The sequence below is a fragment of the Mycobacterium sp. NGS68 genome (genome assembly GCF_059812195.1).
The window spans coordinates 169,669-182,203 of sequence record NZ_JCALCE010000007.1 but is presented as its reverse complement, the minus strand read 5'-3'; the positions used below and the strand labels follow the sequence as shown (position 1 = coordinate 182,203).

The following is a 12,535-nucleotide window of genomic DNA, read 5'->3' as shown; positions in this document are numbered from 1 at the left end:
GAGTCAAGACTTTTGGCGAACCCGTCAGAGCCAGGGTCCGCCGACCGGTCTCGGCCGCACATCCCCGTCGAGGTGGGCCTCGTGCGGCGCACACGTCAGCGCCTGCCGGCGAGAGATCATGACGTCATGGCCGACGACGAATTCGACTCGCTGTACTGGGTGCCACCGGACGCGTTCACAGCGCAACGCACCAAATTGGCCGCGATCGCCAAGGAGCGCGGCGACGCTGCCGCCGCCAAGGCCATTTCCGCCGCGCGCAAGCCGACCACCGCGGCCTGGGTGGTCAACCGGCTCGAACTTCGGAACAGCGACACCAAGCAGCGGCTGACGACCTGGGGGATCGCCTGCGCGCCGCCCACGCGTCGATGGACGGTGCCGCAGTTCGCGATCTGTCCGCCGAACAGCACAGACTCATCAACGAACTCACTCGCGCCGCCTTCGCGGCCGCCGACATCGAGAACCCGCCGGCGGCGATGCGCGACGCGGTGACCGGCACGCTGCAGGCCGCGATTGCCGACCCCGACGTCACGGAGAGACTGGGCCGATTGGCCAAGGCCGAGCGGTGGTCGGGATTCGGCGCGCTCGGCGATGCGGCTCCCGTGTCGGGATCGGCGTCGGGATCGGCGTCCGGGAGCGGGCGCGCCGCGAAGACGACAACCAAGCGAAAGCAGACGCGGCGGCCAACCGACAGGTCAACCGAGCGGAAGGCCGAGGCCGCGCGCCAGCAGCTGGAAACCTTGAAGGCGGCCGTGGCCGCCGCCGAGCGCGCCCAGGCGGCAACTGACGACGTGCTATCCGAGCGCGAAGCCGCATGCAGCGCAGCCCGAAAGCGCCTGGACGAGGCAAGGACGAGCCTGCGTCAGGCCGAGCGCGAGTTCGCCGGTGCCGAACGCCGATACGACGCAGCGCGACAGGACAGCCGAGCCGCCGCGGAATCGTTGCGGGAAGCGAAAGCGCAGCTCAGACGGGCATAGCACGTCACTGTCCGGCTGTGCCGTCGTCAGGCCCCGGTCGCTTCCGGTAGACCAGCCAACGCAATTCGATCGGGGATTCCTCGGGCTCGACGTCGAACACATCCAGCCCGCGGGCCCACCCCGGGAACCAGTTCGTCGGCGGCCAGGCGCCGTCTGGCAGATGCGCCTGCTCGTACTCGACGACGGAGTCGTCGGACACCAACTCGAGCGGCAGCGACGCCGCCGCGGCGGCCAGTTCGTCGCGGGTGAAGATCATGGAGTTGCACTGCTGGCCTAGTTCGCGCGCGGCGTCGTCGGGGGTGTAGCCGGGGCGCGCCAGGAAGATGTTGAGCACCAGGTACCCGCCGGGGGCAAGGCAGTCGGCAGCGAGCTCCAGCACCCCGCGCAGCTCCTGCGTCGTGCGGAAGTCGGGCACCACCTCGGAGGCCACGATCAGCTGGTAGTCGTCGCGGACGCCGTCCATGGTCTCGAAGACGTCGCCGTGGAAGACGCGCACGTCCAGCGATTCCCGCTTCGCCTCCGAGCGAATGATGTCGGCGAATTTGGAGGCCATCTCGACGGCGTCGACCGGGTGGCCGCGGCGCGCCAGAGCCAGGGTGTTGCGTCCGGTTCCCGCGCCGATGTCGAGCACGGGATAGCTTGCGGGATCGGTGATCTCGGCGGAGAGCGCCCACACCCGCGCGTCGGGCTCGCTGCCGAACAGCGCCCCCTCGCGGGTGGACACCCACTGGTCGTAGGCGCCCCCGACGCTGAGCGACTCGGTGGTGACGCGGTAATTCATGCCGATCCCGAAGGGGGCGTGGAAGGAAATGACGATGTTGGACCGCGACGAATCCCCGTAGGCCTTCGCCAACTCGCCCGCCAGCACCGTCTTCAGCTGAGCGAATTCTTCGGGGGAGTACCGCACGCCCACGGCGGCAAACAGGTTGTCGCACAGCCGGACGTACTCGTCGATCATGCTCGGAACGGCCGGCAGCGTGATCTGCCCGCCGGCCACCGATCGGCGATACAGCCGCCGGGCCATGGCCGCCCGCAGCGTCTCCGGATCGAAAGACTGCACGGGCGGATCGTCCATCAGACCCTTCTACACGACCCGCGGTGCCCTCACGTGTCCCCGGGGCCGTATGCGGCGGCGATTTCGGGCGAACCCAGCCAACCCGAGTAGGTGGGCCGCGACGGCCACCCGTCGGGCGAATCGAGCCACTCCTCCTGGCGCCCCCACGGCAAGATGTCGATGAGCGCGAACGAGTGGCTGAGCTGCTCGGTGCCGCGCCCACTGGTGTGCCACGTGCGGTACACCGTGTCGCCGTCGCGCAGGAAGACGTTGACCGCGAAGCCCCCGCCGGGTGGTGCGTCCATGTCGGCGGAGAAGGGGCTCTGCGACGACGAGTACCAGGGCATCCGGTTGCCCACCTTGCGCTGGTAGGCCAGCGCCTCGTCGATCGGTCCGTTGGTCACGATGACGAAGCGCGCGTCGTAGTTGTCCAGGAAGTCCAGCCGAGTGAACTGCGACGTGAAGCCGGTGCACCCGGCGCACTGCCACTCCGCGCCGTCCGTCCACATGTGGTGGTAGACGATCAGTTGCGCACGGCCGTCGAACACGTCGGCCAGGCTGACCGGGCCGGCAGGCCCGATCAGGGTGTAGTCGGGCAGCTCCACCATCGGCAGGCGCCGGCGCTGGGCGGCGATCGCGTCCAGCTCGCGGGTGGCGGCCTTCTCCCGCTGGCGCAGGTCGTCGAGCGCTGCCCGCCAGGTCTGGGCATCCGCGACGGGCGGCAGGGCTTCAGCCTTGAAGGAGGGGGCCTTAGGGGGCCTTGGGGAAGTGGGGGGCATTGGGTCCGCCTTCGCTCGATGTGTCCGATCTCATAGTCATGGACTCGTAGCGTGCGCGGAAATCACCGGCGAGCGCTCGCGGCCTGGGCATTCGCGGTGCGGCCCCGGCACGTAGCAACCCACAGAAATAGTTGCCGCTGGGCATAAGCCCCCGACACTCGTATAGTCGGTGCACGGCTTTTTGGCTAACAGTTACCGCCACGACATATCGTATTCATATAATCACTAGGATCGTTTGCTGGCAGACCGTGGCCGCACCGTGCCGTACGCCGTCGCCGAAGCCGCGCTGGGGGCCGTCAAACCAATTGGAGGAGCCGTCGTGGACTTCGCGCTAGTGCCACCCGAGGTCAACTCTGCGCGTATCTATACCGGCCCCGGTGCGGGGTCCTTGTTAGCCGCCGCGACCGCGTGGGAGACGCTCGCGGCCGATCTGTATTCCACGGCGAGCGCGTACCAGTCCGTGGTCACGAGCCTGACCGCGGGGCCTTGGATAGGCCCGTCAGCAGCAGCGATGGCCGCCGCGGCCTACCCGTACGTGGAATGGGCAAGGACCTCCGCCACGCAGGCCGAAGAGGCCGCCACACAGGCCCATGCGGCGGCGGTCGCGTACGAGACGGTGTTCGCCGAGACGGTGCCGCCGCCGGTGATCGCGGCGAACCGCGCGCTGCTGATGACCCTGGTCGCAACGAATATCTTCGGGCAGAACACCCCGGCCATCGCGGCCACCGAGGCCCTGTATTCGGAGATGTGGGCCCAGGATTCCTCGGCGATGTTCGGGTATGCCGGATCCTCGGCGGCCGCGGCGACGCTCACGCCGTTCAGCGAACCTTCGTCGACCACCAACCCTGGCGGACAGGCGGCGCAATCCGCCGCGGTCGCTCAGGCGGCGGGTACCGACGCGGGCAACGTGCAAAGCGCGGTGTCGTCCGTGCAGCAGGCGTTCTCCGCGGTGCCCAGCGCCCTGAACACCCTGGCCGCCCCGTCCGCCGCAGCCGACGCGCTGACCCCGCTGCAGCTGCTGGACCTGGTGGCGGACCTGGCCGGCATCTTTATCGACCCACCGGCCAGCGTGTCGGGACTCGCTGTCGACTCCTTCGTGGGCATAACGGCCCTGCCCTACGACATCGCCGGCTACTTGATCGGTGTCCACACCGACGACATCGTCAGCGGCTGGGCGGGCATCGAGACTTGGCCGGGCTCGGCGCCGGTGCCGCCGACGCCGTTCCCGGTGATCACGAACCTGGGCTCGCCGGTGGCGGCGGGCATGGGCGAGGCGAAGATGATCGGCGGGTTGGCGGTGCCGCGCGGCTGGGTCTCGGCGGCCCCGGAAGTTCGCCCCATGGCGCTGGCGTTGCCGGCGGTTAACGCCGCTGCCGCCGCGGAGGGCTCCGGGGTCGGCAGCATGTTCAGTCAGATGGCCCTGGCCGGCATGGCCGGGCGGGCGATGGCCGGCACCGTCGGCACCGGCGGCGCGGGTAGCGGCACCGGCCGCCGGGAGCGGGTCGGCGCGGCGACGCACAAGCCGGGAGAGCCGCGTGAGCCTGGCCGCGAGACGCCGGATCCACAGGAGCCGAAGGAAAACGCCGAGCCGACGGCGGCTCCGCCGGTTCCCGCGGGCGGCCCGATCACCAGCATCGCCGCCGAGTTGCGTGAACTGGCGTCCCTGCGCGACGCGGGAATCCTCACCGACGAGGAATTCAACGAACAGAAACAGCTCCTGCTGCCGCACTGACCGTCCGTTTGGCCAAAGTCTGCCGGAGCCGTCGTCCGGGGTGCTAGTTTTTGCACGCTGTTCGACTCTCGGACGCGTGTTGACGGGCCAGCATGTTCAGTTTCCGGAGCGCCTCGAAGCGCACTGCGGTGGCGGCCGCGTGCCTCGGCGCGGCCCTGGTCATCATCGTCACCCTCGTTTCGGGCTGTGGCTACCAGCCGTCCGCGACGGCGTCCCCGGACACGTCGACGACCTCGGCCGGCGCGTCCGGCGTGTACGGCGACCCGCGTGCGGCCGCCAGGTACTGGCAGCAGCAATCCCTCGAGGACAACTGCGGGCTGGTGTCGGTGGCCGACGTGGTCGGCGAAATCACCGGGCACGCGCCGACGGAACGGCAGATCATCGCGCTCGCGGAGAAGATCCCGTCGGGAACCAACCCCGGACCGATCTACACCAACGGGGGCGGCGGCATCGAGATGGCCGACGAGGTCGTGCTGCTCGACCACTACGGCGTCAAGTCGGTGATGACCTATGCGGCGCACCCCGAGGAAACCGGGCTACCCGCCCTGGAGCGCTACCTGTCCGGCGACCGCAAGATCATCGCCTGGGTGAATTCGGCGGTCATCTGGGACACCAGCGACCAGCGCAGCAAGGCCGACCACTTCCTGGTGGTCACCGGCATCGACACCAACAGGGAGATCGTCCACCTCAACGACCCAGCCGCCGACCATGCCGACGAGCAGGTCAGCATCGCCACCTTCCTGAAGGCGTGGAAGACCGGGCAGGAGTCCATCGTCGTCACCGCGGCGCGCGCAGGGTAAGACCGAAGCTGTGGACGCAGACCTGGGCCAGGAGAAGTTCGTGTCGTTGACGACGTTCAAGCGGAACGGGGAACCCGTCGCCGCGCCGATGTGGATCGTCCGCGACCGCGACCAGCTGTGGGCGTGGACGCCCGCCGACGCCTGGAAGGTCAAGCGACTGCGGCACGATCACCGCGTGCGGCTGGCCGCTTGCGGCCGCACGGGCAAGGTGCGGGCGGGCCGGCCCGTCGTCGACGGCATCGCCGAGGTCCTCACCGATCCGGCGATCGTGGCGCGCACGGAAGCGCTGATCAGGCGCAAGTACCGGTTGTCGTTTCGGGTCGTGACGCTGATCGAAACCATCGCGGCGCGAGGCCGCAAGCCACGCTTCGCCCTGCGGATTACGCTGTCCGACGCGGGCTAACGGGCTGTTTGGAACCGGGTGGTCCGGTGTAAGACATATCTACCCCCAATTCACTAAGGAGAACGATGAGGCCAGTTGTTCCTGCCACGATCGCGGTCGCCGCGCTGCTGTTCAGCGGATGTTCGGCCTCACAGGTCGTCAACACCGGTGGCGACACCAAGTGCAAGGACTTCACTTCGCAGGACGAGAAGAAGCAGAACGAAGAAATCAGCAAGATGCTGAAGGACAAGAGCGGCACCGAACCCAACAGCGCGGAGGTCTCCCTGACCCGCATGTCGGCGCAGACGTGGTGCCAAACGCTCGGGAAGCCGGACAGCAAGATCTCAGAGGCGCCGCACGGCTGACCGGCTCAGCGCCATTTGATGCCGCAGCCGATCGACGGCCGTTGGTCGGCGTCGACCGGCTGTCCGGCGAGCACCGCGTCGACCGCGGCCCGCACGTCGGCGCCGGTCACCGGTAGTTCGTTCTTGGGTCGCGAATCGTCGAGCTGCCCGCGGTAGACGAGGCGACGCTCGCCGTCGAACACAAAGGTGTCGGGAGTGCACGCCGCGGAGTACGCCCGCGCGACGTCCTGGGTCTCGTCGTAGAGGTACGGGAACGTCCAGCCCTGGCGGGCGGACTCGGCCACCATCTGGTCCGGTCCGTCCTGCGGGTAGGTGACGACGTCGTTGCTCGAGATGGCGACCATCGGGACGCCCTGGGCGGCCAGGTCGCGGCCGAGTGCGGCGAGCCCGGCGGCGACGTGCTGGACGTACGGACAGTGGTTGCAGATGAAGGTGACGACGAGCGCCGGCCCGGTGAGTTCGTCGAGGCTGACCGCGCGGCCCGTGGCCGGCTCGGGCAGGGTGAACGACGGCGCGCGGGTACCGAGGGCGAGCATTGTCGACTCAATGGCCATGTGCGCCAGCGTACCGACGCTCAGCGCCGGTCAGGGGTTCGCGATCCGAACCGGGGAGCCGTCGAGCCAGGCCACCACGGCATCGACGGTGTCCGCGTAGAACGCGCCGAGCATCTCGCGGGTGACAAAGCCCAGGTGCGGCGACAGCGTCACGTTCGGCAGGTGTCGCAGCGGATGGTCGGCGGGAAGCGGCTCGGTGTCGAAGACGTCGAGCCCGGCCCCGCCGATGCGCCCGCCCCGCAGCGCGTCGATCAGCGCGGATTCGTCCAGGATCGGGCCGCGGGACGTGTTGATCAAGTAGGCATTCGGTTTCATCAGGGCCAACTCGGGGGCGGCCACCAGAGACCGGGTGCGCTCCGAGAGCACCAGGTGGATGGAGACCACGTCGGCTTCTGCGAACAACGTCGCCTTCTCGACCCGGCGGGCACCGGCCGCGGCGGCGGCCTCCTCAGTCAGGTTCTGGCTCCACGCAATGGTGTCCATGCCAAAGGCGTTGGCGTAGACGGCCATCCGGGTGCCGACCCGGCCCAGACCGAGGAGTCCAAGCGTCTTGCCCGACAGCGTCATGCCCGTCGTCGTCTGCCATGCGCCGTCGCGCATGAGGCGGTGCTCTTCGGCGAGATTGCGCACCGTCGCGATCATCAATCCCCAGGCCAGTTCCGGGGTGGCGTCGCGCACGGAGCGGAACCGGGGATGGGTGAAATCCGAGTGGGCGACCAGGACGCCGCGCTCGCTCGCCGCGGCCAGGTCCAGGTTCGGCAGGCTCCTGCCGACGATGGTGATCAGTTTCAGGTTCGGCAGCCGCTCGATCAGCGTGCGCGGGAAGGCCATCCGCTCACGCAGCGTGCAGACCACGTCGAAGGGCCGCAACACGTCCGCGGCTTCCGCTTCGGACAGGTGCCGGTCGAAAACCGTGACGCGGGTACGCTGCAGCACCGGTGACCAGTCCGCGAGGTCGAGGGCCACGCCGGCGTAGTCGTCGAGCACCGCCACTTTCGGCGTCACTTGGGTCCTGCCGGCTTCGTGGGTGTCAGGTCCAGGGCGGTGACGGTGGTCATCTTCGACACCAGCCACCGAGAACCGCTCTTCTGCATGGTCATTCGGTAGGACAGGTACTTGACCGAGGGCGTGTTCCCGGTCAGGAGCGAGGTGGTGGTCATGTTGACATAGACCAGCACGTTGGCCTCCGAGCCGGCGAGCGACTCGACGCCCGCCCCGACGACCTCCGTCTTGCTGCTGACCTTGGCCTGCTTGCTCGGCTGCAGGAGCGAATCAAGATACTTCGTGTATTTGTCCTTGAAGTCGCCGGCCAGGTACTGACCGGAGCGCCCGGCCAAGCCGTCCATGTCCTCGGGCGTATAGGTCCACAACGCGGTGATCGCTTGCGTGGCGTCGTGGACGACGGCGGATTTCGCGTCCGCCTCCGCCCGGTCGGCGAGGTAGGGCCGCACCGTCATCACCGCGAACACGACGGCCGCGATCAGCAGGACGGTCGGCACGGCCAGCATCGCCAACGCGCGACGGCCGAACAGATGCCCCCGCTGCTGTGTGGGCGCCGGCATCCAGGGCGCGGGCGCGGCGGGGCCGTTGAACCGTGGGTAATCGGGCACGACGGGAGGCGGTAGGGCATAGGGCGCCGTGAGCGCGGCGCGGGCAGCCTGGGCCAGGTCGGTGGCGGATTGGTAGCGGTCGGCCGGATTTTTCGCCATGCCCTTGGCGATCACCGCGTCCAACGCTGGCGATGCCAGCGAGGTGACGGTCGACGGGCGCGGCGGCGGCGCCGTCAGATGCCCGGCGACCTGCTGCTCGATGCTGTCGCCGGGGAAGGGCCGGGCGCCGGTCAGGCACTCGTAGAGGACGCAGGCCAGCGCGTAGATATCGGAGCGCCAGTCCACCGCTTCGGTGCCGAATCGCTCCGGCGCCATATAGGCCCAGGTGCCGAGCACGCTGCCGCTGGTGGTCAGGCCGGTCTGATCGGCGGTGCGGGCGATCCCGAAATCGATCAGGTAGGCGAAATCGTCGACGGTGATGAGAATGTTCGACGGTTTGACGTCACGGTGGACGAGGCCGGCGGCGTGGGCGGCCCGCAGCGCCGCGGCGACCTGTTCGACGATCGTCACCGCGCGTGCCGGGCTCAGTGGCCCTTGGGTCAGCAGCGACTGCAGGTCGCGGCCCTCGATGAGCCGCATGTCGACGTACAGGCGGCCGTCGATCTCGCCGAAGTTGTGGATCGGCACCACGTGTGGCTCGCTGAGGGCCGCCGCGGTGTAGGCCTCGCGGCGGAACCGCTGCTCGAACGACGAATTGTCGGACAACTGCGGCAACAGCACCTTCACCGCCACCACACGCTCGGTCTCGGTGTCGTAGGCACGCCACACCTCACCCATCCCGCCGCGACCCAGCAGCGTCAGCAGGCGGTAGCGCCCGAACGGGACCCCCTCCACGCCTCCTCCTCGCCTCCGCATTCAGCAGATCGACATCGCCACCTTATGCCCGACGGCTGACGACGCCCGAGTTAGTCGCCGCGACATCCGGGGTATGTTCCCGACGGTGCGGTGGGTGACGGAACACGCGGTTGCGATCTTGTCGGGTCTGCTTGCCGCATTCTGGGCCGCGGTCGGCATCGTCGTTCGGCAGCGCGCCGCGCAGCAGGTTCCCGGCGACGAGGCGCTGTCCGTCACGATGGCCACCACCCTGGTTCGCCAGCCGTTGTGGTGGGCGGGCACCATCGCCGCCATCGCGGGTTACGTGTTTCAGGCCGTGGCGCTGGCGCATGGATCGCTGTTGCTGGTCCAGCCGCTGCTGGTGTCGGCGCTGCTGTTCGCTCTGCCGTTGAGCGCACGGGTTGCGGGACATCGCGTCAGCTGGGCCGACTGGGGGTGGGCCGTGCTGCTGACGGCCGGGCTGGCGATTTTCGTCCTGGTCGGGCGGCCTCACGAGGGCAATGACCGGCCACCGATACCGGCGTGGACCATCGCGTTGATGATCACGGCGCCGCTGGTGATCGGTTGCGTCGTTGCCGCGCATCGCTCCATCGGCCGCGTGCGCGCGATGCTCCTCGGGGTCGCGGTGGCGGTGCTGCTCGGCATGATCGCCGTCCTGACCAAGATCTGCACGCACCGCTTCGGTATTGGCGGATGGCATGGCCTGCTCTCGGTCCCCGCGCCGTATCTACTGGTCGCGTTGGCGGTGACGGTGACCGTGGTGCAGCAGTCCGCGTTTCACGCGGGCGCCCTGCAGACGTCGGTGCCGATCATGCTGGTCGGCGAACCCGTCGTCGCGGTGCTTCTCGGGGTGATCGTGCTCGGCGAACACCTGGCGGCCAGCGGACCGGAAGCGCTGATCCTCGTGGTCGCCGTCGCGGCGATGGTCGTGGCCACCACCGCGCTGGCCCGCGATCAGGCGCCGGAACCCGTTGAGCCGAGCAGACGCAAAAGCACCCAAAAACCGCTGGTTTAGGGTGCCTTTACGTCTGCTCGCCGGGGGAACTTAGCGCGCCGGACCGAGTTTGCCGGCCGCGAACGTCGCCGCCTGGTTCGTCATCCCGTCCTCGATGTAGGAGACGTGGGCGATGATGTTGCCGCCGCCCGAGCAGATCGGGTCATCGGGGGCGCACAGGCTGATGGTCTTTCCGTTGTACGCCGGGCTGATCGTCGGCAGCGGACCGCCACCCCACAACATGCTGGAGAAGTTGCTGGTCGGCTCGCCGAATTGGGCCACCGCGGCAACGTGACTGGCCACCGCCGGGGCCATCTGCGTGCTGGCCAGGTTGATCACCGTGGCGCCCTGGGAGTAGCCGCCCAGCACCAGCTTGGTGTTGGGGCAGGTGGCGACCGTGTTCTGGATGTGCGCGCTCGCGTCCTCGGCGCCGGCCGTCGCGCTGTTGTGGTAGTCGTCGTTGGCCGGGTAGTTGACCGCGTAGACGTCCACGGAACGTCCGCCGGCCTGCGCGGTCAGCGAGTCGACGAACGCCTGCCCGATGTTGCCGAGGCCGGGTTCCTGATGGGTGCCCCGGGCGAATACCACCGCAACGTCGGAGCAGGGGTCAGCGGATGCGACGGGACTGAGGACGGCAACGCTCGTGAGCGCGCACGTCGTCACCGCCAGGATGCCCATGATGCGGGCCGAACTGCGTTGAATCATGCCCAAATGCTGACACATCCCCGGCGGCCGCGCCGCCGGGGGCGGTCGTCGGCGCGACCCGCCCGCAAAATCACGAGGTGACAGGTGCGTTAAAACGGCGATGTTGCCGACGGCGTCCCGATACGCTTAGGCCCACATTGATCGGTGATTGACGCTGAGGGGAGCGCCGTGTCACTTCTGGTCGTGGCTCCTGACCTGTTGGAGTCGGCCGCGGCGGATTTGGAGAACATCCGTTCGGCGTTGAATTCGGCGCGCGCGGCGGCCAACGGCCCCACCACCGGGCTGCTCGCCGCCGGCGCCGACGATGTCTCGACGGCGGTGGCGTCGCTGTTTGCCGGCTACGGTCAGGAATTCCAGGCGCTCAGCGTCCAGGCCAGCACCTTTGAGCGGCAGTTTGCCCAGTTGCTGACCTCGGGGGCAGGGTCGTATCTGGCGACCGAGTTGGCCAGCGCGACGCCCCTGGCCAGCGTGCAGCAGGAGCTGCTCGCCGTCATCAATGCGCCCACCGAGGCGCTGTTCGGCCGCCAGCTGATCGGCGATGGCACCCACGGGACGGCCGCGAACCCGAACGGCGGCGACGGCGGGCTGCTGTTCGGCAACGGCGGCGACGGCTATTCGCAGACGGGTGGGCCGCAAGCCGGCGGAAACGGCGGCGACGCCGGACTCATCGGCAACGGCGGAACCGGCGGCACCGGCGGTACCGACAAGTTCGGCGGCGCCGGAGGTCGCGGCGGGTGGTTGCTCGGCAACGGCGGCAACGGCGGGGATGCGGGGCCGGTCTCGTCACCGAGCGTACTGGGCGGACAGGGCGGAGTGGGCGGCTCGGCGGGCCTGTTCGGCAAGGGCGGCACGGGTGGCAACGCCGTTGGCAACTTCGGCGGCGCGGGCGGCCACGGCGGCTGGCTGTGGGGCAGCAATGGCACGGCCGGCACTGGCGCACCGGACAGCGCGACCATCGATCTGAGCGTCTACAACGTCACCGAGCCGGTCATCAACCTCTCGGTGAACGGCGGCCCGACGACGACGGCGCTGGTCGACACCGGATCGAACGGCCTGGTGATCCCGCTGCGCGAAATCGGCTGGCAACACCTGGGGTTGCCCACCCACATCGGCACCGGCGCCTACAGCGGCGGCCTGGTCTATGCCTACGCCACGTTCCACACCACGGTGGACTTCGGCAGCGGCATCGTCAGCGGACCCACCGACGTCAATGTCGTCTTCTTCTCCTTCCCGACCACCTTCGCCTCGTTCATGGCCGGCAACGGCGCGGCGAGCATCATCGGTATCGGGCCGAACGCGACGGGCCCGAGCACCACCAATCCCACCTACGCGCTGCCCGGCAACCTGAGCCACGGCACGCTCATCGATCAGAACGGTGGGCACATGATCTTCGGTGACAACCCCGTCACGACCCCCGCCGCCACGCTGACCGGATCACCAATCACCACCCTGTGGGTATCCACCGATCACGGCGCGACGCGGGTGGCCGTTTCCTCGATCATCGACTCGGGTGGGGTGTACGGCACTATGCCGTCCTCGGTGGCGGGCGGAGATCTGACGGGCAAGACCATTTCCGTCTACGCCAGCCAGACCGCCACTACGCCGCTCTACACGACAGTGGTGGACAGCACGAACGCCCCGACGATCATCTCGGACGGCCTGATGAACACGGGGAATGCGCCGTTCGCGCAGAACCAGATCTACATCAACAACAGCCCTTCCGGCACCGGGCAGACGATCTTCAACAACTGA

At 68.8% G+C, this 12,535-nt stretch carries 11 protein-coding genes and 2 pseudogenes; 7 read left to right on the top strand and 6 right to left on the bottom strand.

The genetic code is table 11. From position 1 onward, the window contains the following. Window positions 1-126 precede the first annotated feature (126 nt). Window positions 127-974, top strand: a pseudogene (locus tag AC5Y5V_RS10855) (hypothetical protein). A gap of 4 nt (window positions 975-978) precedes the next feature. On the opposite strand, the gene AC5Y5V_RS10850 reads toward AC5Y5V_RS10855, so the two are convergent. Both AC5Y5V_RS10850 and AC5Y5V_RS10845 read right to left on the bottom strand, forming a co-directional pair. Further along, window positions 979-2,049: a class I SAM-dependent methyltransferase gene (locus tag AC5Y5V_RS10850; RefSeq protein WP_499934007.1), complete on the bottom strand. Its 1,071-nt coding sequence runs from the start codon at window positions 2,047-2,049 to the stop codon at window positions 979-981. A gap of 29 nt (window positions 2,050-2,078) precedes the next feature. Then, window positions 2,079-2,807, bottom strand: coding sequence for a DUF899 domain-containing protein (locus AC5Y5V_RS10845; protein WP_499934005.1), 729 nt, complete (start codon window positions 2,805-2,807; stop codon window positions 2,079-2,081). Window positions 2,808-3,126: 319 nt separating this feature from the next. Between AC5Y5V_RS10845 and AC5Y5V_RS10840 the strand changes: the two genes are divergently transcribed. The 4 genes from AC5Y5V_RS10840 to AC5Y5V_RS10825 all read left to right on the top strand — a co-directional run bounded on the left by AC5Y5V_RS10840 (window position 3,127) and on the right by AC5Y5V_RS10825 (window position 6,086). Next, entirely contained in the window at window positions 3,127-4,539 is a 1,413-nt protein-coding gene (locus tag AC5Y5V_RS10840; protein ID WP_499934001.1) for a PPE family protein, SVP subgroup, read from the top strand. Between the two features lie 92 nt (window positions 4,540-4,631). Beyond that, complete coding sequence (locus AC5Y5V_RS10835; protein WP_499933998.1) at window positions 4,632-5,339, top strand: C39 family peptidase; 708 nt, start codon at window positions 4,632-4,634, stop codon at window positions 5,337-5,339. A gap of 10 nt (window positions 5,340-5,349) precedes the next feature. Continuing rightward, a complete protein-coding gene (locus AC5Y5V_RS10830) occupies window positions 5,350-5,742 on the top strand; it encodes a PPOX class F420-dependent oxidoreductase (RefSeq protein ID WP_499933995.1) in 393 nt (130 codons plus the stop codon). Window positions 5,743-5,807: 65 nt separating this feature from the next. After that, window positions 5,808-6,086, top strand: coding sequence for a hypothetical protein (locus AC5Y5V_RS10825; protein ID WP_499933992.1), 279 nt, complete (start codon window positions 5,808-5,810; stop codon window positions 6,084-6,086). Window positions 6,087-6,091: 5 nt separating this feature from the next. Here the strand turns inward: AC5Y5V_RS10825 and AC5Y5V_RS10820 are convergent, their stop codons facing one another. The 3 genes and pseudogenes from AC5Y5V_RS10820 to AC5Y5V_RS10810 all read right to left on the bottom strand — a co-directional run. Then, complete coding sequence (locus AC5Y5V_RS10820; RefSeq protein ID WP_499933988.1) at window positions 6,092-6,640, bottom strand: thioredoxin family protein; 549 nt, start codon at window positions 6,638-6,640, stop codon at window positions 6,092-6,094. Window positions 6,641-6,670: 30 nt separating this feature from the next. Further along, window positions 6,671-7,645: a D-2-hydroxyacid dehydrogenase family protein gene (locus AC5Y5V_RS10815; RefSeq protein WP_499933984.1), complete on the bottom strand. Its 975-nt coding sequence runs from the start codon at window positions 7,643-7,645 to the stop codon at window positions 6,671-6,673. Window positions 7,646-8,271: 626 nt separating this feature from the next. Beyond that, a pseudogene (locus AC5Y5V_RS10810) lies at window positions 8,272-9,084 on the bottom strand (serine/threonine-protein kinase); the annotation flags it as partial. A gap of 115 nt (window positions 9,085-9,199) precedes the next feature. On the opposite strand from AC5Y5V_RS10810, the gene AC5Y5V_RS10805 reads away from it, so the two are divergent. Beyond that, window positions 9,200-10,099 carry a DMT family transporter gene (locus tag AC5Y5V_RS10805; RefSeq protein WP_499933981.1) on the top strand — a complete coding sequence of 300 codons (900 nt, stop codon included), beginning with the start codon at window positions 9,200-9,202 and terminating at the stop codon, window positions 10,097-10,099. A 30-nt stretch (window positions 10,100-10,129) separates the two neighbouring features. Here the strand turns inward: AC5Y5V_RS10805 and AC5Y5V_RS10800 are convergent, their stop codons facing one another. After that, window positions 10,130-10,783 (bottom strand): cutinase family protein, encoded by a 654-nt coding sequence (locus tag AC5Y5V_RS10800; RefSeq protein ID WP_499933977.1) that lies wholly within the window; start codon window positions 10,781-10,783, stop codon window positions 10,130-10,132. 168 nt (window positions 10,784-10,951) lie between these two features. Between AC5Y5V_RS10800 and AC5Y5V_RS10795 the strand changes: the two genes are divergently transcribed. Further along, a complete protein-coding gene (locus tag AC5Y5V_RS10795; RefSeq protein WP_499933975.1) occupies window positions 10,952-12,535 on the top strand; it encodes a PecA family PE domain-processing aspartic protease in 1,584 nt (527 codons plus the stop codon).